The sequence below is a fragment of the Actinomycetospora callitridis genome (assembly GCF_028737265.1).
GTDB classification, from domain to species: Bacteria; Actinomycetota; Actinomycetes; order Mycobacteriales; family Pseudonocardiaceae; genus Actinomycetospora; species Actinomycetospora callitridis.
The window spans coordinates 549,825-570,829 of record NZ_JAQZAK010000003.1 but is presented as its reverse complement, the minus strand read 5'-3'; the positions used below and the strand labels follow the sequence as shown (position 1 = coordinate 570,829).

Annotated in this window: 26 protein-coding genes; 11 read left to right on the top strand and 15 right to left on the bottom strand. The window is 74.8% G+C overall.

Annotation, left to right across the window (positions count from 1 at the left end; genetic code table 11):
• The first annotated feature begins 51 nt into the window (after window positions 1-51).
• Window positions 52-735, top strand: a complete 684-nt coding sequence (locus tag PH191_RS14200) for a LysR substrate-binding domain-containing protein (RefSeq protein ID WP_274195242.1) — start codon at window positions 52-54, stop codon at window positions 733-735.
• Window positions 736-739: 4 nt separating this feature from the next.
• On the opposite strand, the gene PH191_RS14195 is transcribed toward PH191_RS14200, so the two are convergent.
• The 3 genes from PH191_RS14195 to PH191_RS14185 form a co-directional block, all read right to left on the bottom strand.
• A complete protein-coding gene (locus PH191_RS14195; RefSeq protein ID WP_274195241.1) occupies window positions 740-1,753 on the bottom strand; it encodes a coiled-coil domain-containing protein in 1,014 nt (337 codons plus the stop codon).
• Between the two features lie 193 nt (window positions 1,754-1,946).
• On the bottom strand, window positions 1,947-2,642 hold the full coding sequence (locus PH191_RS14190; protein WP_274195240.1) for a DUF3159 domain-containing protein: 696 nt from the start codon (window positions 2,640-2,642) through the stop codon (window positions 1,947-1,949).
• A gap of 96 nt (window positions 2,643-2,738) precedes the next feature.
• Complete coding sequence (locus PH191_RS14185; protein ID WP_274195239.1) at window positions 2,739-3,758, bottom strand: aldo/keto reductase; 1,020 nt, start codon at window positions 3,756-3,758, stop codon at window positions 2,739-2,741.
• A gap of 101 nt (window positions 3,759-3,859) precedes the next feature.
• Here PH191_RS14185 and PH191_RS14180 point away from each other — a divergent pair, with 101 nt between their 5' ends.
• The gene (locus tag PH191_RS14180; RefSeq protein ID WP_337994062.1) at window positions 3,860-4,708 is read left to right on the top strand and encodes a helix-turn-helix transcriptional regulator; all 849 of its coding nucleotides are present in this window, start codon (window positions 3,860-3,862) and stop codon (window positions 4,706-4,708) included.
• 155 nt (window positions 4,709-4,863) lie between these two features.
• Window positions 4,864-5,019, top strand: coding sequence for a DUF6131 family protein (locus PH191_RS14175; protein ID WP_274187030.1), 156 nt, complete (start codon window positions 4,864-4,866; stop codon window positions 5,017-5,019).
• 63 nt (window positions 5,020-5,082) lie between these two features.
• Here the strand turns inward: PH191_RS14175 and PH191_RS14170 are convergent, their stop codons facing one another.
• Window positions 5,083-5,973 (bottom strand): DUF2188 domain-containing protein, encoded by an 891-nt coding sequence (locus PH191_RS14170; RefSeq protein WP_274195238.1) that lies wholly within the window; start codon window positions 5,971-5,973, stop codon window positions 5,083-5,085.
• A 228-nt stretch (window positions 5,974-6,201) separates the two neighbouring features.
• Between PH191_RS14170 and oxdA the strand changes: the two genes are divergently transcribed.
• Window positions 6,202-7,260, top strand: coding sequence for an aliphatic aldoxime dehydratase (oxdA, locus tag PH191_RS14165; RefSeq protein WP_274195237.1), 1,059 nt, complete (start codon window positions 6,202-6,204; stop codon window positions 7,258-7,260).
• 10 nt (window positions 7,261-7,270) lie between these two features.
• On the opposite strand, the gene PH191_RS14160 is transcribed toward oxdA, so the two are convergent.
• From PH191_RS14160 to PH191_RS14125, 8 genes are all read right to left on the bottom strand, one after another.
• On the bottom strand, window positions 7,271-9,208 hold the full coding sequence (locus PH191_RS14160; RefSeq protein ID WP_274195236.1) for an acetoacetate--CoA ligase: 1,938 nt from the start codon (window positions 9,206-9,208) through the stop codon (window positions 7,271-7,273).
• Between the two features lie 28 nt (window positions 9,209-9,236).
• Entirely contained in the window at window positions 9,237-9,644 is a 408-nt protein-coding gene (locus PH191_RS14155; RefSeq protein WP_274195235.1) for an ester cyclase, read from the bottom strand.
• Entirely contained in the window at window positions 9,641-10,027 is a 387-nt protein-coding gene (locus PH191_RS14150) for an NUDIX domain-containing protein (protein ID WP_274195234.1), read from the bottom strand. Before PH191_RS14150 ends, PH191_RS14155 begins: the two co-directional genes overlap by 4 nt.
• A 20-nt stretch (window positions 10,028-10,047) precedes the next feature.
• On the bottom strand, window positions 10,048-10,440 hold the full coding sequence (locus PH191_RS14145) for a DoxX family protein (protein ID WP_274195233.1): 393 nt from the start codon (window positions 10,438-10,440) through the stop codon (window positions 10,048-10,050).
• Window positions 10,437-11,147, bottom strand: coding sequence for a hypothetical protein (locus PH191_RS14140; protein ID WP_274195232.1), 711 nt, complete (start codon window positions 11,145-11,147; stop codon window positions 10,437-10,439). The genes PH191_RS14145 and PH191_RS14140 overlap by 4 nt, the downstream gene beginning before the upstream one ends.
• Before the next feature lie 78 nt (window positions 11,148-11,225).
• Window positions 11,226-11,816: a TetR/AcrR family transcriptional regulator gene (locus PH191_RS14135; RefSeq protein ID WP_274195231.1), complete on the bottom strand. Its 591-nt coding sequence runs from the start codon at window positions 11,814-11,816 to the stop codon at window positions 11,226-11,228.
• Window positions 11,817-11,835: 19 nt separating this feature from the next.
• Window positions 11,836-12,471, bottom strand: coding sequence for an MSMEG_1061 family FMN-dependent PPOX-type flavoprotein (locus PH191_RS14130; protein WP_274195230.1), 636 nt, complete (start codon window positions 12,469-12,471; stop codon window positions 11,836-11,838).
• A complete protein-coding gene (locus tag PH191_RS14125) occupies window positions 12,468-13,076 on the bottom strand; it encodes a TetR/AcrR family transcriptional regulator (protein WP_274195229.1) in 609 nt (202 codons plus the stop codon). Before PH191_RS14125 ends, PH191_RS14130 begins: the two co-directional genes overlap by 4 nt.
• A gap of 97 nt (window positions 13,077-13,173) precedes the next feature.
• Between PH191_RS14125 and PH191_RS14120 the strand changes: the two genes are divergently transcribed.
• The 3 genes from PH191_RS14120 to PH191_RS14110 all read left to right on the top strand — a co-directional run bounded on the left by PH191_RS14120 (window position 13,174) and on the right by PH191_RS14110 (window position 15,695).
• Entirely contained in the window at window positions 13,174-13,893 is a 720-nt protein-coding gene (locus PH191_RS14120) for a molybdopterin-dependent oxidoreductase (protein ID WP_274195228.1), read from the top strand.
• A gap of 78 nt (window positions 13,894-13,971) precedes the next feature.
• Window positions 13,972-14,292 (top strand): hypothetical protein, encoded by a 321-nt coding sequence (locus PH191_RS14115; RefSeq protein WP_274195227.1) that lies wholly within the window; start codon window positions 13,972-13,974, stop codon window positions 14,290-14,292.
• 32 nt (window positions 14,293-14,324) lie between these two features.
• Entirely contained in the window at window positions 14,325-15,695 is a 1,371-nt protein-coding gene (locus PH191_RS14110) for an NAD(P)/FAD-dependent oxidoreductase (protein ID WP_274195302.1), read from the top strand.
• A gap of 46 nt (window positions 15,696-15,741) precedes the next feature.
• Here the strand turns inward: PH191_RS14110 and PH191_RS14105 are convergent, their stop codons facing one another.
• Both PH191_RS14105 and PH191_RS14100 read right to left on the bottom strand, forming a co-directional pair.
• A complete protein-coding gene (locus PH191_RS14105; protein WP_274195301.1) occupies window positions 15,742-16,737 on the bottom strand; it encodes an RNA polymerase subunit sigma-70 in 996 nt (331 codons plus the stop codon).
• A gap of 26 nt (window positions 16,738-16,763) precedes the next feature.
• Window positions 16,764-17,756, bottom strand: a complete 993-nt coding sequence (locus PH191_RS14100; protein ID WP_274195226.1) for a zinc-binding dehydrogenase — start codon at window positions 17,754-17,756, stop codon at window positions 16,764-16,766.
• Window positions 17,757-17,937: 181 nt separating this feature from the next.
• Here PH191_RS14100 and PH191_RS14095 point away from each other — a divergent pair, with 181 nt between their 5' ends.
• The 4 genes from PH191_RS14095 to PH191_RS14080 are packed head-to-tail and all read left to right on the top strand — an operon-like array spanning window position 17,938 to window position 20,671.
• Window positions 17,938-18,762, top strand: coding sequence for a DUF4397 domain-containing protein (locus PH191_RS14095; protein WP_274195225.1), 825 nt, complete (start codon window positions 17,938-17,940; stop codon window positions 18,760-18,762).
• A gap of 43 nt (window positions 18,763-18,805) precedes the next feature.
• On the top strand, window positions 18,806-19,429 hold the full coding sequence (locus PH191_RS14090; protein WP_274195224.1) for a class F sortase: 624 nt from the start codon (window positions 18,806-18,808) through the stop codon (window positions 19,427-19,429).
• The gene (locus PH191_RS14085) at window positions 19,426-19,983 is read left to right on the top strand and encodes an RNA polymerase sigma factor (protein ID WP_274195223.1); all 558 of its coding nucleotides are present in this window, start codon (window positions 19,426-19,428) and stop codon (window positions 19,981-19,983) included. The genes PH191_RS14090 and PH191_RS14085 overlap by 4 nt, the downstream gene beginning before the upstream one ends.
• Window positions 19,964-20,671, top strand: coding sequence for an anti-sigma factor (locus PH191_RS14080; RefSeq protein WP_274195222.1), 708 nt, complete (start codon window positions 19,964-19,966; stop codon window positions 20,669-20,671). The genes PH191_RS14085 and PH191_RS14080 overlap by 20 nt, the downstream gene beginning before the upstream one ends.
• Window positions 20,672-20,698: 27 nt before the next feature.
• Here PH191_RS14080 and PH191_RS14075 read toward each other — a convergent pair whose 3' ends face one another.
• The gene (locus PH191_RS14075; RefSeq protein WP_274195221.1) at window positions 20,699-20,908 is read right to left on the bottom strand and encodes a hypothetical protein; all 210 of its coding nucleotides are present in this window, start codon (window positions 20,906-20,908) and stop codon (window positions 20,699-20,701) included.
• Between the last annotated feature and the right edge of the window lie 97 nt (window positions 20,909-21,005).

The window sequence follows — 21,005 nt, the reverse complement described above, 5'->3', positions numbered from 1 at the left end:
TCACCCGTCCCACGGCGCGACGACGTGCCGCACGACCCCCAGGAGGACCGCATGACCGCCCCCGACGACATCGCCGACCCCGTCGACGTCGACGACCCGTACGCCTCGGCCACCGCCGTGGCCGTGTCCGCGAGCAGCATCCCGGGCGAGTTCCTCGTGCCCGACCTCGTCGAGACGTTCACCACCGATCACCCCGAGGTGGTGGTCGACGCCGTGGTCACGGACTCGGCGGGGGTGTTCGCGGCCCTGCGCGACGGGAGCGCGGAGGTGGGGTTCGCGGGCGCCGAGCCCGACGGCGACGACCTGGACGCCGAGGTCGTCGCGGCCGACGAGATCGTGCTGGCGGTGCCGCGCGGGCACGCGCTCGACTCCTCGGCGCCGGTGAGCGTGGCGCAGCTCGCCGCGACGCCACTGGTGGAGCGCGAGGAGGGCTCCGGCACGCGGCGCTCGTTCACCGACGCCCTCGCCGCCCGGGGTACGCCCCTGATCTCCGACCAGGAGTGGGTCATCCGGGACACGAACGAGGGCGTGATCGAGGCCGTGGCCGCCGGTGAGGGCGTCGGCGTCGTCAGCTCGTGGGCGCTGGAGCGCCATGCCCGCAGCGACGTCCGCACCGCCCGGCTCGAGGGCGACCCGATCGAGCGCTGCCTCTACCTCGTGCTCCGGCGCGACGACACCCTCGGCCCGGCCGCGACGACGTTCGTCGCCCACACCCGCGAGCAGGCCCAGATCTGAGGGGTCAGGCCACGCCCTGGTCACCACCGGCGGACACGAGCACCGGGGGGCTGGCCGGGTCGTCCTCGGGCTCGTCGAGGGCGTGCCGGTCGAGCGCCCGCTTGAGCTCGTCGAGCTGGGCGGCGGCCCGGCGACGGCGTTCCTCGAGGGCGCCCACCGCCGCGGTGGCGGCGTCGACCCGGGTGGCCGCCTCCTGCTCGGCCGCACGGGCGCGCTCCTCCGCCCGACGGCGCCGGTCCTCGGCGTCGGCCAGGAGCGCGGCCGCCTCCGCCCGCCGCGCGGCCAGGGCGGTCTCGACGTCCTCCTCGATGCGGTGCCGCCGGGTCTGCGCGTCCTCGTCCCGTCGCCGCCGGTCGGCCGCCGCCTCGTCCTCCAGCCGCGCGACCTCGGCGCGGGTGCGCTCCACCAGCTCCTGCTGCTCGGCGAGGAGCTCCTCGTGCTGGCGCTCGGCGTCGTCGCGGGCGCGCTCGGCGTCGCGGCGCAGGGCCCGGGCCTGCTTCTCGGCCTCGGCGACGATCAACGCGGCCTGCTCGGTGGCGTGGGTCAGGCGGGCGCGGCTCCGGCCGTCGGCGTCGGCGACGATGCGGTCCGCGCGCGCGAGGGCCTCCGCCTCGGTCGCCCGGGCACGCTCGCGGACCCGCTCGGCGACCGCCCCGGCATCGGCGGCGGCCTGCTCGCGGACCTCGTCCGCCTCCTCCTGCGCGAGCCGCAGCAGGTGCTGCAGCCGGGTCGACACCCCGTCGAGGGCGAGGGGCCGGGACACCATCCGGTCGACGTCGGCCCGGGCGTCCCGGAGCCCCGCGCGTGCCTGCTCCTCGGCGCGCACCATCGCGTCGCGGTCGGCGGTCATCACCCGCAGGTCGGCCTGGGCGCGGTCGAGGGCCGCCTCGACCTGGCCGCGGTCGTAGCCCCGGCGCACCACGTCGAAGCCGACGCCCCACCACGGGATCCGCCGGTCCTTCGCCGGGGCTCCCGTCCCCGCCGCGGCCCCGTTCCCGGCCGCGCCCTCGTCACCCATCGCGTCCTCCCTGTTCGCCCCCGACACGGATGTGCCGACGAGCCTCGTCCGGGGGCCGGAGGCGGGGTAGGGCCGATGGGCGCAACCGCCGGTCACGGTCGGGGAACGAGGCCGGTCCGAGCAGCTCGTCGCGAGCGGGGTCGTCCCGCCGTGGGTGTCCGGGACGGTGCCGTCGTGGACGGTGTCCCGGTGCTCACGACCCATCCTTGCCGAGCAGGCGCGTGCTCGTCCGGCGGAACGCCCAGACGACGACCAGGCCGGCCAGGATCGTCAGCGGGGTGCCCAGGGCGAGCTTGGCGACGGCGAGCCCGGTGGTGGAGTCGGCGAGGTAGAGCCACTCCGTCACCACGAACCGCGCCCCGAACACGGCCGCCGCCCACAGGGTCGCGATGTCGTGCCAGCGCCGCACGGCGCGGTCGGCGCGCCAGTCGTGGGTGCCGCCGTGCACGAGGTTCCAGACCACCCCGGTCAGCGGACGGCGGGCGAGCACCGACCCGAGGGCGACGACGAAGCCGGCGAGGGCAGCCCAGATGCCGATGACGAAGAAGTCCTTCGCCGACCCCGTCCACGCGACGACGCCCACGGCGGCGGCGAGCCCGACCAGGCCCCCGACCGCGCTGCTCACGCGCTCCCCGCCCACCAGGCGCAGCACGGTCAGCGCCAGTCCGACCGCGACCGAGACCCCGATCGTCACCGGCAGCGACAGGAACGTGTTCGCGGCGACGAACACGACGACGGGGAGCGAGGAGTAGACGAACCCCCGCGGGCCGCCCATCTGGTCGAGGACGGTGGGCCCCGAGGCCGCCGGCGCGGCGGCCGGCGGCGGGCCGGTCGGGGTCCCGTCCGGCTCGTCCCCGGTGTGGTCGCGGTGCTGCGGAGTCACGGTCATCTGGTCCTCCCGGTGGCGTGTGCCGGTCCAGGACAGGCCGTGCCGCCACGGCACACTCAAGGCGCTGTGAGCGGCACCACGAGCCGGGAGGCGAGGTCAGGCGGTGGTCCGCCGCTCGCTGTCCAGATCGGCCATCGCGAATGCCGGGTACCGCTCGCCGGCGACGGCGCCGCGCGGGATCAGCGCGGCCAGCTCGGTGGCCTCCTCGGCGGACAGGGTGAACGGCTCGAGCATCGACGTCACCTGCGCGACCCGCCGTGCGCCGACCACCGGCACGATGTCGTCGCCCCGCGCCGCCACCCACGCGAGGGCCAGCTGCGCGACCGTGGCACCCCGGCGCCCGGCCGCGTCCGCCAGCCGCGCCACCAGGGCCTCGTTGTGCTGGCGGTTGCCGTCGGCGAAGCGGGGCGTGATGCGACGGCCGCCCTCGAGCGTGCCGCTGCCGCCGATCAGGCCGCGTGAGAGGACCCCGTAGGCGGTGATCCCCACGCCGAGCTCGCGGCAGGTCGGCAGGATCTCGTCCTCGAGGTCGCGCTGGAGCAGGGAGTACTCGATCTGCAGGTCGCTGATCGGGGTCACCGCCGCGGCCCGCCGGATCGTCGCCGCCCCGACCTCGGAGAGCCCGACGTGGCGCACCCAGCCCTGCTCGACGAGCTCGGCGATCGCCCCGACGGTGTCCTCGATGGGCACGGACGGGTCGAGGCGGGCGGGCCGGTAGACGTCGACGTGGTCGACGCCGAGGCGCTGCAGCGAGTAGGTGAGGAAGTTCCGCAGCGCCGCGGGGTGGGCGTCGACGCCCTGCAGCGTGCCGTCGGGCCCGCGCCGGGCGCCGAACTTCACCGAGAGCACGACGTCGTCGCGGTCACGGCCCCGCAGCGCGCGGCCGATCAGCGCCTCGTTGTGGCCGCTGCCGTAGAAGTCGGCGGTGTCGATCAGGGTGCCGCCGGCGTCGAGGTAGGCGTGGATCACGCGGACGCCCTCGTCGTCGTCGACGGGGCCGTACGCGCCGGAGAGGCCCATGGCGCCGAGGCCGGGCGAGGTGACCTGCGGGCCGGTGCGGCCGAGGTGGCGCCGTGCGGGGGAGTGCTCGGGGGAGTGCCCAGAGGAGGTCGTCATGGCTCCACCGTGCGTCGCGGGAGCGCGGACGGGCAGGGTCGAGCGATCCAGGGAGCGGTCGACCCTGGCTGGGGACGCCCCGGGCGCCGATGCTGGGGAACGTGATCGACCGCGCCGGGCTCGCCGACTTCCTGCGCCGCCGCCGCGAGCTCCTCCGCCCGGCCGACGTGGGCCTGCCGCCGGGAGCGCGGCGCCGCACGCCGGGGCTGCGCCGGGAGGAGGTCGCGGCCCTCGCCGGGGTCTCGGCGGACTACTACACGCGCCTCGAGCAGGCCCGAGGGCCGCACCCGTCCGCGTCGGTCGTGGCGGCGGTGGCCCGGGCGCTGCGCTGCGAGGTCGACGAGCGCGACCACCTGTTCCACCTCGCGGGCCTCACCCCGCCCCCGCGCCGCGCCGGCCGGCACATCCCCCCGGGTCTGATGCGCCTCGTCGACCACCTCACCGAGGTGCCCGTGCTGGTGCTCAGCGACCTCACCGAGGTCCTCTGGCAGAACCGGCTCGCCGACGCCCTGAGCGGCCCGCTCGCGCCGGAGCCGGGGCGCGCCAACAACGGGGCCTGGCGCTGGTTCACCGATCCGGCCCTGCGCGAGATGTGCCCGCCCGAGGACCGGGCGGACCTGTCGGCGTCGCACGTGCGCGACCTGCGGGCGGTGTGGTCGCGACGGGGCGGGGACGCGGACGTGACCTCGCTGGTGACCGACCTCCGCGCGGCGAGCCCCGAGTTCGCGACGCTGTGGGAGCGCCACGAGGTCGCCGAGCGCCGGGCCGACCGCAAGCGGTTCCACCACCCCGAGGTCGGCCTCGTCGCGGTGACCTGCGAGGTCCTGCTCACCCCGGAGTCCGACCTCGCGCTGCTCGTGCTCTTCCCCACCGAGGGCACCGACGCGCGGGAGAAGTTCGACCTGCTGCGCGTCATCGGCACCCAGGAGATGCACCCGACCCGGTCGTGATCTCGACGACACGCCGGGCTGAACACCCGGACGAGGTCGGTGCGCCTCGGTGCTCCCGAGCCCTCGCTGTGGTCCCATCCCGCCGCACGGGCTGTCTCAGCGCGTGACGAATCGGCTACTGCGGGCACCGCTGCCCGAGTGAGGAGCAACCGCTCGTGATCATCCTCGGCGTCATCCTGATCATCCTGGGCTACGTGCTCAGCATCCCGATCCTCTACACGATCGGCATCATCCTGGCCGTCGTCGGCCTGATCCTCACGATCCTGGGTGCGGTGGGACGCGGGGTCGGAGGTCGCAAGACGTACTTCTGACCCGGTCCGCCCGTAGGGCGCCGACGGCCTGTCGGCGCCCGGGGCGGAACGGCTCGGGGTCCGTCAGCGCGGCGCGACCTTGCGGGCGCCGCGCTGGGCGGCGGCAGTGCCACGGGAGGCGCCGCGCCCGACGAGGGACAGACCGCCCGCGGCCACCACGCCGACCACGCGGCCGGCGATGCGCACCGGGTTGAGCGCCTTCGCGAGCTCGTCGAGCGGTGCGGCCGCCGACTCCGTGACGGCGTGGATCTGCTTGCCGACGCGGTCGGCCGCCGTCTCGGCCTGCTCGCCGACGCCCGCACCGATGGTGGCGGCGCGGTCGGCGCCCGACACGAGCTGGTCACCGGCCTCGCCGGCGGTGGTGTCCACGCGGGCGACGGCACGGCGGCCCGCGGCGCGGGTCTCGCCGGCGACCTCACGACCGGTCTCGTCGACCTGGTCGGTGATCTGCGCGCCGGCGGTCTCGGCGATGGTCGCGGCGTCGTCGGCCGCGGCCTCGAGGCTCTTCTCGCCGCGGCTGACGGCGTCGACCTGCTCGCCGATCCCGGAGGCGGCGGCGTCGGCGGTGGCGCCGGCGTGCTCGGCCCCGGCGCGGGTGTGGCCGGCCACCTTCTTCGCGGTCACCGACGCGTCGTCGGCGACGTCCTCGGCGGTGTCGGACACCTCGGCGGCCGCGGCCGAGGCGGTCGTGCGCGCGCCTTCGCCCGCCGCGCTCGCGGCGAGGGCGGCCGCGGTGCGGGCGGTGTCCTGGGCGTCCGACGCGACGGTGCGGGACTCCCGGACCTTGCCGTCGGTGCCGTGGACGACGACCTCACCGCCGCCGTCCTTGGCGACGATCTCCACGGCCCGCTTCACGGCCTCGGCCTGGGTCGGGGTCTTGGCGCTCGGACGCTGGGCGTCGGGCTTCTCGACGGCCCAGCCGTCGTCGGTGGGCGTGACGTGACGATCGGACACGGGCGGGCTCCTCAGGAAGGGGGTATGGCAGGGGACTTCCCGCACGACGAACGGGCAGGCCTCTTCGTCACCGGATCACCTGGTGACCCTGGACTCACCGTGCGTCCGCGGAGGGCCGGGTCGGTGCGGGCACCGCCGCCCTCGCGACCGTCGTGCGATCGCGTTCCGGTCGATCGATGGTGAGATGGCGACGTCCCCGCCCCGCACGGACCGCCCCGGGAGGCGCGCGTGGAATCCGCGATCGACACCCACCTGCAGTGCCCGCGCACGTTGTCGCGGAGGGCGGGGGAGGACTACCGGCCGCCCTTCCCGGTGTGGGTCGCGCGCGGCGCCGAGGACCTCACCCAGGTGGTGATGGGCTACTTCGGCGTGCAGTTCCGCGGCGAGGAGCACCGGGCCGAGGCGCTCGCGGCCCTGCGCCACATCGTCGACCTCTTCGGCCGCGACGACGGCCCGGGCGCCTGGGACACGACCCATCACGAGGACGCGGCCGGCTACGACAACCTCGTCGCGGTCGGCTACTGGCGCGACCCCGACACCTACGGGCGCTGGCTCGCGCGGCCCGAGGTCGCCGGGTGGTGGGACTCGGACGACCGGCTCACCGCGAACGTCGGTTTCTTCCGCGAGATCGCCTCCCCGCGGGTCGACCAGTTCGAGACGCTCTACCCGTTCACCGACCGCCTCCCCGGCGTCGGCGGGGTGATGGACGGCGTCAGCGACGAGGTCGAGGAGCACGCCTACTGGGGCTCGATGCGCGACCGCATCCCGCTCTCCCAGACCGACCGGATGCGCCCGGCGGGGGAGCTGTCGGCGGAGGGCGACCCGGCGCGCGGCGGACGCGTGATCGTCCGGGGTCACGACAACGTGGCCCTGATCCGCTCCGGCCAGGAGTGGCCGGACGCCGACCCGGACGAACGCGAGCTGTACCTGACCGAGATCGAGCCGGCGCTGCGGGCGGCCATGGACTTCCTGCGCGACCGCGGGCACCGCCTCGGCTGCTACAGCAACCGCTACGTCCGCTCCGTCGACCTCGACGGCGTGCCGACCGACAAGACCTACGCCATCTCCCACTGGCGCTCGCTCGACCGGCTCGAGCAGTGGGCCGAGACCCACCCCAGCCACCTGCGGGTCTTCGTCGCGTTCGTCAGCACGGCGAAACGGCTCCCGACCCTGCGGCTCTACCACGAGGTCTCGGTGTTCGACGCGGGCGAGCAGTACTACGAGTACGTCAACTGCCACCCCGCCACCGGCCTCCTGCGCGACGCCGTGCCGGCGTCCCCGGCCTGAGCCGCGATCGCTACCGCCGGTAGGCGTCCAGGAAGGCCGGCACGGCGTCGGCCCCGCTCACGGCGTCGGGACTGATCACCTCCTCCACCGGACGGCCGCGCAGCACCTGCTTGACCGGACGCTCGAGCTTCTTGCCGGTCAGGGTCCGCGGCACGGCCGGGACGGCCGCGATCAGGTCCGGGACGTGGCGCGGGGACAGGTGCCGACGCAGCCCGCTCGCGATACGGGCGCGCAGGTCGTCGTCCAGCTCCGCGCCGGGCACGAGGGCGACGAACAGCAGCAGCTCGCCCGATCCGCCCTCGTCGTCCTCGAGGTGCACGACCAGGGAGTCGGCGACCTCCGGCATGTCCTCGACGACGTCGTAGAACTCGGCGGTGCCCAGCCGCACGCCGCCTCGGTTCAGCGTCGCGTCCGACCGCCCGGTGATCACGCAGCTGCCGCGGTCGGTGAACCGCACCCAGTCCCCGTGGCGCCAGACGCCCGGGTAGGTGTCGAAGTAGGCCTCGCGGTAGCGCTCGCCGTCCGGGTCGTTCCAGAACCCGACCGGCATCGACGGCATCGGCGCCCGCACCACGAGCTCGCCCAGCTGCCCGACCACCGGGTGGCCGTCCTCGTCGAACGCGGCGACGTCGTGGCCGATCCCCGGGCCGGACATCTCCCCGCGGTAGACGGGCTGCCAGGTCCCGCCGCCGACGAAGCCGCTGCACACGTCGGTGCCGCCGCTGAACGGGTTGAGGACGACGTCGGGCCCGAGGTGCTCGTAGACCCAGTCGAAGGCCTCCGGGGGCAGCGGCGCCCCCGTGGTCCCCAGCTGGCGGAGCTCCGGCCACCGCGGCGGGACGACACCCTCCTTACGGCAGGCCGTGAGGTACCCGGGGCTGGCGCCGAGCAGAGCGACGCCCGTCTCCGCCGCGAGTCGCCACTGCGCCTCGAGGTCCGGCCAGAGCGGGTTGCCGTCGAGCAGCACGACGGCGCCGCGGTGCAGCAGCACCGAGATGGTGATGTTCCACATCGCCCAGGCGGTGGTGGTGAACCACAGCGTCCGGTCGCCGGGACGGATGTCGAAGTGCAGGCCGAACAGCCGCAGGTGCTCGAGCAGGATGCCGCCGTGGCCGTGCACGATCGCCTTCGGCAGCCCGGTGGTGCCCGAGGAGAACAGCACGTAGAGCGGGTGGTCGAACGGGACCTCGTCGAAGGACAGCTCCCCGGGCTCGGCGAGCAGCTCGTCCCACGCCATCGCGTCGGGCACCGGGTGCGGACCGTAGTCCAGCCCGACGACGTGCCGGACGCTCGGCAGCCCCTCGCGGATCGTGGCCAGCTCGTCGCGCTGGTCGATCTCCTTGGTCCCGTACCGGTACGACGCGACGGCGAGCAGCACCGTCGGCTCGAGCTGGCCGAGCCGGTCGACGACGCTGCGCGCGCCGAACTCCGGCGCGCACGCCGCCCAGACGGCCCCGAGGCTCGCGGCGGCCAGGAACACCACGATCGTCTCGGGGACGTGCGGCAGGTACCCGACGACCCGGTCGCCGCGCCCCACGCCGAGGCGCTGCAGGCCGGCGCGGGCGCGTCCCACCTGCTCGCGCAGCTCGCCGAACGTGAGCTCGCGCGGCCCGCGCGTCTGGGAGCGGGCGATGATCGCGGGGCGGTCGGTGTCGGCGTCGGTGCCCATCATGTGCGCGGCGTAGTTGACCCGGGCTCCCGGGAACCACTGTGCGCCCGGCATCGACGACGAGCCGAGCACCCGCTCGTAGCTCCCGGGCACCCCGTAGTGCTCCCAGATCGACGCCCAGAACGCCTCGGGCTCGGACACCGACCAGCGCCACAGGTCCCGGTGGTCGTCGAACGCCAGGCCACGCGTCGACGACAGGTGCTCGAGGTAGGCCCCGAGCCCCGTCCCGTCCACCGGGCCCGCCGGTCGCATCAGCGTCGGTCCCCCGGGAGCGCTCATGCTCGGAGATGGTGCCGTGGTGGGTGCATCACCGCGAGGGTCGCGCGCGGTCCCGGAGCTGGGTCGCGATCGACCAGCGATCGATCAGCGAGGTCACCGCGGCGATGCGGCCCTCGTCGAACCGGTAGAAGACGTGCTCGGCGAAGGAGACCTGCTCGCCGTCCGGCGTGAACCCGAGGAACTCCTCGCGGGGCGTGCACCGGAAGACGAGGCGGCACGCCACCCGGTCCCCGGAGACGACCACGAGGTGCGGGTCGAACACGAGGTCGGGGACGGCGGCGATGTCGGCGGCGATCATGTCTCGGTACCCGCCCCCGGTGATCTCCTCGTCGTTGTAGGTCAGGCGCTCGTGCACGAACTGCGCGAGGTCGTCGAGGCGTCGTTCGTTGAGGACGGCCAGGTAGGCGTGGTAACGCGCCTCGAGGTCAACGGTCATCGTGGCGGCTCCATCGCTCTCGCGAGCAGGGGACGGTAGCGATCGCTGGCGAGGCGCGCGGTGTCGAGGGCCGCTCGGGTGAACCAGGCGATGCGGTCGTGCTCCTCGGGGGCGGTGTTGGTGGGCACCCCGACCCACGCCCGCACGGTGAACAGCGTCAGCTCGACGAGCGGGTCGCCGGTGCTCACGGGGACCCCCGTCGCCTCCAGGAGCCGGACGCCGAGCTCCTCGCGGCACTCGCGGTCCACGGCCGCGCGCGCCGTCTCGTCCGGGCCGACGTGCCCTCCGGGCAGGTCCCACACGTCGGGGTACCACGGGCGGTCCGGCCGGCGGTGGCACAGCAGGACGCCCCGGTGGTCGACGAGCGCGGCAGCGACCACCACGTGTCGCTCGCCCTCGGGCGTCATCGCGGACCCGCGGACCGGGCCACCGTCAGGGCCCAGGCCACGAACGCCGTGTTGCTGACCAGGCGCAGCGTCACCCCGGTGGGACGCTCGATCCAGCGCCCACGATCCGGTCGCGTCCGCAGCGCGGCGTCGACGTGCGTGACGAGGAAGATCGCGATCAGGCCGGCGGCGCCCTGCGCGCCCCGCCGCCGGGTCGCCGGGTGGAGCAGGGCCGCGCTGACCGCCAGCTCGGCGGCACCCGAGACGGCGACGACGGGTCGCGCCCACGTCGCCATCCACGGTGGGACGACGGGGTGGAGGACGGTCGGCGCCGCGAAGTGGGCCACGCCGGCCGCCGCGAAGATCGCCGCGAGGGCGTCGGTGTCGCGGGGTCGCGGGCCGCGCGTCACGACCGCGCCCCCTCGGCCACCGCGGGAGCCGGGGACCGGTCGCCGGGCTCGCGCAGCCACCACACGCTGATCGCCAGGATCCACACGAGGAGCAGCCCTAGCGGTGCGGCGATCCCCCCGAGGACCCCGTTGCCCGAGTTCCACGGGCCCGTGAGGGTGCCCACGCCCCCGACCGCGCCCACGTTGGCCACCATCCCGACGAGCGCGAGCCACCCCGACCACCGGGGCAGGACGTCGGAGGAGAACGCCACGACCGCGACGGCCAGGAAGAACGCGACCCCGGCGAACGCGGCCGGTGCGGCGAGCACGAACCCGCCCACGTGCAGGGCGTAGGCGCTCGCCGGGTCGACACCCGCCACCAGGCCGGCGGCCAGGACCAGGCCGATCGCCACGTTCAGCGCCGTCGTGAACATCCACGCCGCGCCGACCGCCGTCCACGACCACGCGCGGACGCGGGCATCGGTGCCGAGCCGTGCCGCGAGCGCGCCCAGGAAGACGAGCAGGAAGAGGTAGCCGACGCTCACCGAGAGCGCGACGACCTGCATCGTGGCCAGGTCGGTGGACCAGTAGCCGACCACGGTGCCCGCGGACCGGAGGTCGGGGAACCTCGGGACCGCCACCGCCATCGGTGCCCAGCACAGGCACAGCATCACGCCCGCCCACGGGCCCCAGCGCACGCGTCCCGTCATCGCCCGTCGCTCCGACATCGGGGACCTCCCTCGTTGCCCGACCGCCTTAGTAGACCAGACCGTCTAATTGATCGGCACCCCTCACGGCGGAGGTCGTCACGCCTGCGGCAGGGCCGCCCGCACCGCGCGACCGAGCGGATCACGCAGCTCCGGCGGAGGCGGCCGGCGGGCGAGGAGATGACGGCGGACCGCCCCCAGGGGGAGGTCGACGACGGCGAGGACCGTCTGCTCGACCGCGGCGGCGGTCGCCCGGCCGTGGAGCCGGGTCGTGAGGTCCTCCAGGGCGCGCTCGAGCGGGGCGTTCACCGTCGCGAGCTGCCGGGAGAGCTCCTCGTCGCGCAGGTGCCTCCCGACGTCCTGGTGGCGGAGGAGGATCAGCAGCGCCGCGTCGTCGGGCTCCTCGCGGGCGAAGTCGTAGAGGCTCAGGGCGGCCGCGACGCCGAGGGTGACCGCGTCCTCGCCCTCGAGCGAGGCGAGGAACCGGGCCTGCGAGGCCCGGACCGCCCGCAGCCACATCGTGGCCAGCAGGTCGTCCACCGTCCCGAAACGGTGGTAGATCGAGCCCTTCGGTGCCCCGCTCGCCACGACGATGCGGTCGACCGTCGCGGCACGCAGGCCCTCGCCGAGCACCAGCTCCCGGGCGGCGTCCAGGATGCCGCCCGCCGGATGACGTTCCGCGCGGCCCACCCGGCGCAGTGAACCAGAGTCAGTACAGGAGCTTGCGGTAGTTCTCCGGCGCGTAGCGGGTCTCGAGGTCCTCGAGCGAGGAGTCGGGGCTGGTCCGGTGCGCGATCTCGGCGACGCTCGGGAGGTCGACGGCCGGCCATGCGTCCGGGTCCCAGAGGTGGGAGCGCATGAGGGCCTTGGGGCAGTGGAAGAAGACCTCGTCGACGGTGACCTCGGTGAGGATGCGCGGGCGGTGCCCGCGGATCTCGAACGCCGCCGCCTCCTCCGGGTCCAGCAGGAGCCGCGCCCGCCCGTTCACCCGCAGGGTGTCGCCGCGCCGCGGGACGAGGAACAGCAGCGCCACGTGGGGGTCGTCGAGGAGGTTGATCATCCCGTCGACCCGGCGGTTGCCCGGACGGTCGGGCAGCAGCACGGTCCGGTCGTCGGCCACGAGCACCGCACCCGCCGGGTCGCCCTTGGGGGAGACGTCCAGCGAGCCGTCCGCCCCCGTGGTGGCCAGGAAGTGCAGGGTCGAGCAGGCGATGAAGGCGCGGTCGACGTCGTCCAGCGTCGCGCGGACCTTGGTCCGGGCACGGGCGATCGGCTCGCCGACGACCGCCCGCAACTGCTCGAGACTGGTGATCTGCGTACCGCCGCGCGTCCCCGACCCCGTCATCCTCCCGACGGTAGTGACCCGTCCCCGCGGTCCGCGAGCACGACCGGTGCCTCCTGCGCCGGGGTGAAGAGCTGCCGCCGCACGGCCTTCCGCACGTCGGAGCGCGTGCGGGTCCCGTGGTCGGCGGCGATGAGCCGGTCGGCGATCGCCACCGAGAAGGCGACCAGGCAGCGGGCCTCGAGGTCCTCGTCGTCGGCGCAGACCGGCCCCAGCAGCGTGCGGAGGTAGGCGATCCGGACGTTGTCGACGCGTCGCAGGCGCTCGGCGACCGCGGTGTCCCGGCGGGCCCAGTCCCGCACCGCGAGGTCGATCGGCCGCAGCTCGACGCTGAAGGTGAGCTCGGCGGCCCGCCGCGCCCGGTCCATGGCGTCGCCGCCCTCGTGCTCGACCTGCTCGATGACGCGCTCGGTGCTCCGGGACTCCCAGGTGTCGAGCACCTCGTCCAGCAGGGCGCGCCGGTCGGCGAAGTAGCCGTAGAAGCCGCCCTTGCTGACGCCCAGCGCCCGCGCCAGCGACTCGATCTGGACCGCGTCCGGGCCGCCCGCGGCCAGCGCCTGCAGTCCCTCGTCGATCCACCGGTGCCGGGCCGTGCGGGCCACCGCCATGAATCGCCCTCTCCGTCGGACCCACTTCTATACGGCACCGTACACATGCTGGTAGCGTCCCGAGCCCGGTATACGACGTCGTATAGACGAGGTCACCATGAGCATCACGACGCGCCACGGCCTGCGGATGCCGCCGGGCCAGCGCCCGGTCGAGGGGTTCCCGAGGTTCGGCACCCATCTCCACCACCCGCCCCCGGAGATCCCTCCCGATCACGCGATCGAGGTCGGCGGGGCGGTGACGACCGCGGTCTCGATGACCTCGGCGGACCTCGCCCGGCTGCCGCGCTGTGAGATCCGCGCCGACCTCCACTGCGTCGCCGGGTGGTCGGCGGTCGACCTCCGGTGGGAGGGGGTGGCCTTCGAGACCGTCTTCCGGGAGGTCATCGAGCCGGTGCTCGACCGGAGTGCCCCGGTGACCCACGTGGCCTTCGTCGGACTGGACGGCCACCGGTCGGTCGCGACCCTCGAGGACGCCCTGGCCGCGAACGTCCTGATCGCGGAGAACCTCGATGGCCGGCCGCTCGACGCCGACCACGGCGCGCCGGCCCGGCTCGTGAGCCCGAGCCAGTACGGCTTCATGAGCACGAAGCACCTGAGCCGCATCGAGATGCGCACCACCGGACGCACGGGCGCGCCCCGATCCCTGGCGGACCGGCTGCTCGAGGAGCACCCGCGCGCCCGGGTCTGGGAGGAGGAACGCCACGGCAGCCTCCCGGGGCAGGCGGTGCGCCCGATCTACCGGCTGCTGATCCCGCCGATCCGGTACCTGAGCTCGCTGGGTCGCCAGAGCGCGGTTCCGGAGCAGACCGGCCCGTGACGATCACCACCCTGCCGTCCGCGGCCCGGCCGGTGTCCCACCTCCAGAACGGAGCCGAGTCCAGGAGGAGTGGGCACGATGATCACGAAGAACGTCGTCGCGGGGTTCGTGGCGGGCACCGTCGCGCTCGGCGCGTCCGTCACCGTCGGCGAGCGCACGGCGTTCGCGGTCCTGCTCGGGCTCACCTGCGTGGGGCTGGCGATCGGTCGCCGGCGCGGGCGTGACCGGAGCCGTTCGGTGTCGCGGACGGCCGGGGCCGGCCGTCGGGCGAGGGGCGCCGACCGTCCCGCGCCGGCGGGGGACGGGCACCGGTGGTCCGCCCTCGGGGAACGGCCGGCGGTGCGGTCCTCGGGGCTCGTCCGGCGGCCCGTGGCGGCGACGAGGTGCCGGCCCGTGTGATCGACGCGCTCGCCGGGGAAGCCTGCCGCATGATGCGGAAGCAGTGGGGTACGGGTGCGGACACACCGCGGGCGGGATCACGTCCCCGGGTGGTCGTGGTCGGTGGTGGGTTCGCCGGGTACAACGCGGCCCGCTCCCTGTCGCGCACCATGGGCGACGCGGTGGAGATCGTCCTGGTCAGCCCGACCAACTACTTCCTCTACCTGCCGCTCCTGCCCGAGGTGGCGAGCGGCGTCCTGGAACCCCGGCGCATCTCGGTGTCGCTGGACGACACGCTGCCGTCCTCGGTCACCCACGCCCAGGGCGAGGTCGACGAGCTCGATCTCGCGCAGCGCACGGTGCGGTGGATGGACCCGGAGGGCAGGCACCACGCCACGTCCTACGACCGCCTCGTCCTGGCCGTCGGCAGCGTCCACAAGCTCATGCCGATCCCCGGGCTCAGCGAGTTCGCCCACGGCTTCCGCGGCATCCCCGAAGCCCTCTACACGCGCGATCACCTGATCCGCCAGATCGCGCTCGCGGCCGGCAGCGACGACCCCGAGGAGCGCCGGGCCCGGTGCACCTTCGTCGTCGTCGGCGCGGGCTACACCGGCACCGAGGTCACCGCCCAGGGGCAGCTGTTCACCCGCGACCTGGCCCGCGCCCGCGGGCTGGACGAGGACGACGTGCGCTGGGTGCTCGTCAGCCGGGGTCAGGTGCTCGCCGGTCTCGACCAGCACCTCTCGGCGACCGCCGACCAGGTCCTGCGCGAGCGGGGGGTCGAGGTGCGCACCGGCGAGACCGTCGAACAGGTGACCTCCGACGGCGTCCGGCTGGACAGCGGCGAGCACGTGCCGACGCGCACCCTGATGTGGTGTGTCGGTGTCCGCCCCGACCCGCTGATCGAGGACGTCGGCCTCGAGCTGGCCGAGGGACGGGTCGTCGTGGATCCCACCCTGACGGTGCCCGGGCACCCCGAGGTGTTCGCGTGCGGCGACGCGGCCGCGGTCCCCGACCCCGGCAGGCCCGGGAAGTTCACCGCGATGACCGCCCAGCACGCCGAGCGCCAGGGGAAGCTGGCCGGCCGCAACGTCGCGGCGTCCCTCGGGCGCGGCCGGGCCCGGCGCTACCGCCACCGGGACCTCGGGTTCCTCGTCGACCTCGGCAGCACCGACGCCGCGGCGAACCCGCTGCACCTGCGCCTCTCCGGGCTGCCCGCCAAGACGATCACCCGCGGCTACCACCTGCTGTCGATGCCCGGCAACAGGCTGCGCACCGCGGCGGACTGGGTGCTCGACGCCGTCCTGCCGCGGCAGTCGACGCAGCTGGGCCTGGTCCGCTCGGTCTCGGTGCCCCTCGACACGTCGTCGCCCGAGGTGCCGCACCATCCGCAGATGTCCTTCCCTCCCGAACGGTCGGGCTGAGGCCCCGGACCGCGGCCCGGACGCCGGACGGGTCCGGAGACCCGACTCAGGGCGCGAGCACGTCCGGGAAGCCGAACACCACGACGAGTGCGGGATCGCCGAACTTGACCACCCGGGAGACGCCGCCGGCCGTGGGGATGAGGACCACGATGCCGTCGGCCCTCGGGGTGCCGTCGGGGTCCCGGCGGTACACCGCCGCGGCGGGGTGCCCGTTGGCCGTCGTGGCGATCATCCGCCAGTCGCCCGGCGTCCCCAGCACGTACGTGTCGAGCACGTGGAGGCACATCGCCCGGCCCGACTGCCAGTCACGGAAGGGCGTCGCCTCGAGGGTCGCGTCGGTACGCAGCACCTGTTCGAGCAGGTGGGCATCGGAGTGCTCGAAGGCCGCGATGTACCCGTCGAGCAGCGCGCGGGCCCGTCGGTCGGTCGGTGGGAGCAGACCGGCCGGCTCCTGTGCGACGTCGTCGAGGCGGGCGCGGGCGCGCTGGAGCCCGCTCTTGACCGCGGCGGTGGTGGTCCCCAGCACCTCGGCGGTCTCGGCCGCGGAGAACGCCAGCACGTCGCGCAGGATGAGGATCGCGCGCTGGCGGGCGGGGAGGTGCTGCAGGCCGGCGACGAGCGCCAGCCGCACCGTCTCGCGGGCGACCACCACCGCGGCGGGATCGTCGACCGGCGCAGCGGTCCAGGCGTCCGGCAGCGGTTCCAGCCACGAGACCTCGTCCGGCGGGACGGGACCGGGCGGGTGGTCGGAGCCGTCGGCCGGCCCGGCCAGGCCGGAGGGCAGCATCCGGACCGAGCGCGCCGCCGATGCCGACAGGCAGACGTTGGTGGCGATCGCGTAGAGCCAGGTCCGCAGCGAGGCCCGGGCCCGGAACCCCGAGTAGGACCGCCACGCGCGCAGGTAGGTCTCCTGCACCAGGTCCTCGGCGTCGTGGGCCGAGCCGACCATGCGGTAGCAGTGCGCCAACAGTTCCCGGCGGAACTGCTCGGTGTCCTGCCCGAATCGATCGTCGCCGAACCGGTCGTCCCTCCGCGGCTGCAACGGCACCTCGCGAGAGTACGGAGGTCTCAGGGGAGCAGTGCCGTCTTGCCGACGGTGGCCCGGTTCTCCAGGTCCGCCAGCACTTTCGGGCCGTCGGCCAGGTCGTGGGTCGTGGGCCGGCCAGGTGTGATCACGCCGGCGGCGACGAGCACGGAGAGCTCCTGCACGACCGCCCCGAAGAGGTGCGGCGCGGCCCCGATCAACGCGCCGAGGTTGAAGCCGACGAGGTGGACCTGGTGCCGGTACACCAGGTCCCGGTTGGTGACGGAGGCGTCGCCGCCCGCCACGCCGTACACCACGACACGGCCGGTGACCCGCTTCGCCGCGGCCAGGCTCGCCGCGAACGTGGTCCCGCCCGCCGACTCCAGGACGACGTCGACACCGACGCCGTCGGTCAGGCGCAGCACCTCGGCCGCGATGTCGCCGGTCCGCGAGTCCAGGACGTGGTCGGCGCCCAGGGCGAGCACGACGTCGTGCTTGCTCGGCGAGGCGGTGGCGATGACCGTCGCGCCGAGGTGCTTGGCCAGCGTGACCGCGGCCTGACCGGTGGCGCCGGCCGCGGCGTGGATCAGCACGCTCTGCCCGGCGGTGGCTCCGCCCAGGAGCCGGAGGGTCGCGAGGGCGGTCGGCCAGTTCACGACGAGCCCGAGCGCCTGCTGCTCCGCCCATCCGGCCGGCACCGGCACGGCCGCCGCGGCGGAGAGCACCACGTACTCGGCGAAGGCGCCGTCGCCCACGCCGACGACGCGCGTCCCCACCTCCGCACCGGTCACCGCCTCACCGCGGGCGACGATCTCGCCAGCGGCCTCGAAACCGGCCAGGTAGGGCGGCCTCGGTCCCTCCGCGAACGTGCCGTGGGCCTTCGAGACATCGGCGAAGTTGACGCCGGCGGCGGTCACGCGGATCAGGACCTCGCCCCGGCCGGGCCTCGGCACCGGCGCGTCGGTGATCAGGTGCATGTCCTGCGGCCCGCGCAGGGACGTCTGCTGCAGCGCGCGCATCGTCGTGGGGAGGCCCATGGTGATCCGTCCTTCGGGGTCGGCGTGTCCGGGGGAGGCGAACCTGTCCTGCGGTCACGCCTCACACCTGTAGACCGCCGCGACCCCGCAAAGGAATCGGTCGCCCGGCGTTCTGCCGCATCCGTATCGGGCGTAGCGGACGTAGTACCCGGCATCACTGTCCGCCCGAGGTTGGAGCTCCATGATCCCGACACGCAGGATCCTCACCGTCGTCGCCGCCGCGACACTCGCCCTGAGCACGTCCGTGGCGCTCGCCGGAGCCGCGCAGGCGGCCGAGGGTGACCAGCCGGCGCAGGTCTCGGTGGTGCACGGCATCCCCGGGCAGGCGGTCGACGTCTACGTCAACGGCACGGAGACCGTGTCGGACTTCGCGCCGGGCACGGTCGCGGGCCCGCTCGAGCTGCCCGCCGGCACCTACGACCTCGCCGTCCGGGCTGCGGGCGCACCGACGTCGGAGGCCCCGCTCGTCGCGGCCGAGGACGCCGAGGTCCCGGCCGGCGCGAACATCAGCGTCGTCGCCCACCTGTCGGAGCAGGGTCAGCCGACCCTCACCCCGTTCGTCAACGACGTCGGCTCGGTGCCCGCCGGTGACGCCCGGCTCGTGGTCCGGCACACCGCGGCGGCCCCCGCCGTGGACGCCCGCGTCGACGGCCAGGCGGCACTGAGCGGGCTCACCAACCCGAACAGCGCCCAGGCCGACGTCGCCGCCGGCACCGTCTCGGCCGACGTGGTCCTCGCCGGGACCGATGACGTCGTCATCGGTCCGGCCTCCCTCGAGCTCGGCGAGGGCACGGTCAACATCGCCTACGCCATCGGCTCGGCGAACGACAACACGCTGTCACTGGTGACGCAGACGATCACCGGTGCGCACAGCGCCCCCGGTGGCGTGGCCGGCGGCTCCGGCGGGCTGGCGGACGACGGCCTGCCCGTCGGTCTCGGCCTCGGGGTCCTGGGTCTGCTGGTGCTCGCGGGTTCCGGCGCGGCCTGGGTCCGTGCGCGCTCCTGACACCTCACGCCCGACGCCGCCCCGTACGGGGCGGCGTCGACGCGTGTCCGCCCTCACCGGCGTCGTCGTCGGCGCCCTGCTCCTGCTCGCGGGCGCCTTCTGGCCGGCCGGCGACCCCGCGTCCGCGTCCTCGTCCCCGTCGGCCGTCGGGGCCGTCGCCGACCCCGCACCCCCACCCCGCGTCACGGCGGCCGCGTCCACGCCGCGCCCGGAGGCGCCACCGGTCGGCCTCCGGATCCCCGCCCTCGGTGTCGACGTGCCGGTCGTCCCGGTCGGCGTCGACCGCGCGAGCGGGGGCATGGCGATCCCCGAGGACGTCGCGACCGTCGGCTGGTACCGCCACGGCCCCGGGTTCGACGCGCAGCAGGGCTCGACGGTCCTGGCCGGCCACGTGGACCGTGCCGGGCAGGAGGGCGCGCTGTTCGACCTGCGGGAGCTCGATACGGGGGCGACACTGGTGCTCGCGGGTCCGGACGGTCAGGTCCGGTCCTACGCGGTCGTCTCCCGCGATCAGTGGTCGAAGGACCAGGTGCCCCTGGAGCGGCTGTTCGCGCGGACCGGTGCGCCTCGCCTCGTCGTGATCACCTGCGGCGGCCCCTTCGACGAGGACACCCGGTCGTACCGGGACAACGTGGTGATCACCGCGGTTCCCACGGGAGGGCCATGACGTCCGACGACGAGGTCCGGCTCGCCGAGAGCTTCGTCACCGGCGACGAGGCCGCGCTGCGCACCGCCTACGACCGGTGGGGACGTCTGGTGTTCGCCCTGGGCCTGCGCAGCCTGCCCGACCGGGTCGACGCGGAGGACATCACCCAGCAGACCTTCGTCACCGCGTGGCGCGGCCGGCACACGTTCGACCCGCACCGGGGCACGCTGCCGGCGTGGTTGCTCGGCATCGCGCGCCGGCAGGTCGCCGACCGTCTGCGGGTGCTCCAGCGCGAGGCCCGGCTCCAGCGAGTCCTCGAACGAACTGAGGACCCCCCCGCGCCCGAACCCTCGGCGGACCGTGTCCTCGACCGCATCGTCGCCGCCGACGAGCTGACCCACCTCGTCCCCCAGCAACGGCGCGTCATCGAGCTCGCGTTCTACGACGACCTCACGCACGCACAGATCGCCGCCGTCACCGGTCTACCCCTCGGTACGGTCAAGAGTCACCTCCGGCGGGGGATCGAGCGTCTCCGGACGAGGAGGGAGGTGGAAGGTGCCGCATCCCGACCGTGAACGACTGACCCTGGTCGCCCTGGGCGAGCAGCCCGTCGTCGATGCCCTCTCCACCCACCTCGACCAGTGCGCTCAGTGCCGCAGCGAGGTGACGGCGATGCGCGACACGGTCGCGCTCGCCCGCGAGGCCGGACCGGCCCCGCTGGAAGCGCCCCCCGACCACGTCTGGTCCAGCATCGCCGCCGAGCTCGCCCTCGGGGCCGACCCTGCGCCCGGCCCGGTCCGCCCGATCCGCCCGTCGCGCCGGCGTCGGGCCCTCGTCGTCGGCGCGCTGGCCGCGGCCGCCGCGCTCGTCGCCGCGGTGGCGATCGCGGTCGCCGGTCCGTTCACCGAGGACCCGCCCGCGACGGAGCAGATCGCGTCCGCCTCCCTGTCCGCGTTCGCGGCCGGACCGCCCGGTGCCACCGGGAAGGTCAGCGTCGTCGAGGCCGGCGGCGAGCGGCGCATCGAGGTGAGCGCGACGATGCCGCCTGCCCCGGAGCAGGGCTACTACGAGGTCTGGCTGCTCGACGAGCGCACCAACAGCATGGTCGCGATCGGCGCTCTCGGCGAGAACGGGCACGGCAGTTTCACGATGCCTGCGGGCCTGGACATGACCGGCTACTCCGTCGTCGACGTCTCCGCCGAGCGCTACGACGGCGACCCGGCCCACGCGTCGAGCGTGCTGCGCGGGACGTTGTCGTCCTGATCACGGCACCGCGCGCGACAGGAACGGTCAGGTGTCCCCGGCCGACGCGAGGGCGGCGGTCATGAGCTCCGGGTCCACCCAGGCCGTGGTGTCGATACCGTTCTCACGAGCCCGGTCCACCAGGTCGAGGAGGCGCGCGGCGTAGGCGGTCGCTTCGTGGGGGAGGTCCTCACGGCGGGCCCGCCGCAACCCTTCCTGTGCCCGGGTGATGCCTTCGTGCAGGGCCGTCTCGAACATCGACACCCATCCTCTCCGCCCGTGGACCAGCACGCCCACGGGCCTGACCGCCATCGAGCCCGGGCCGACACGGGGTGGCGAGAGGCTCTCGGGCCCG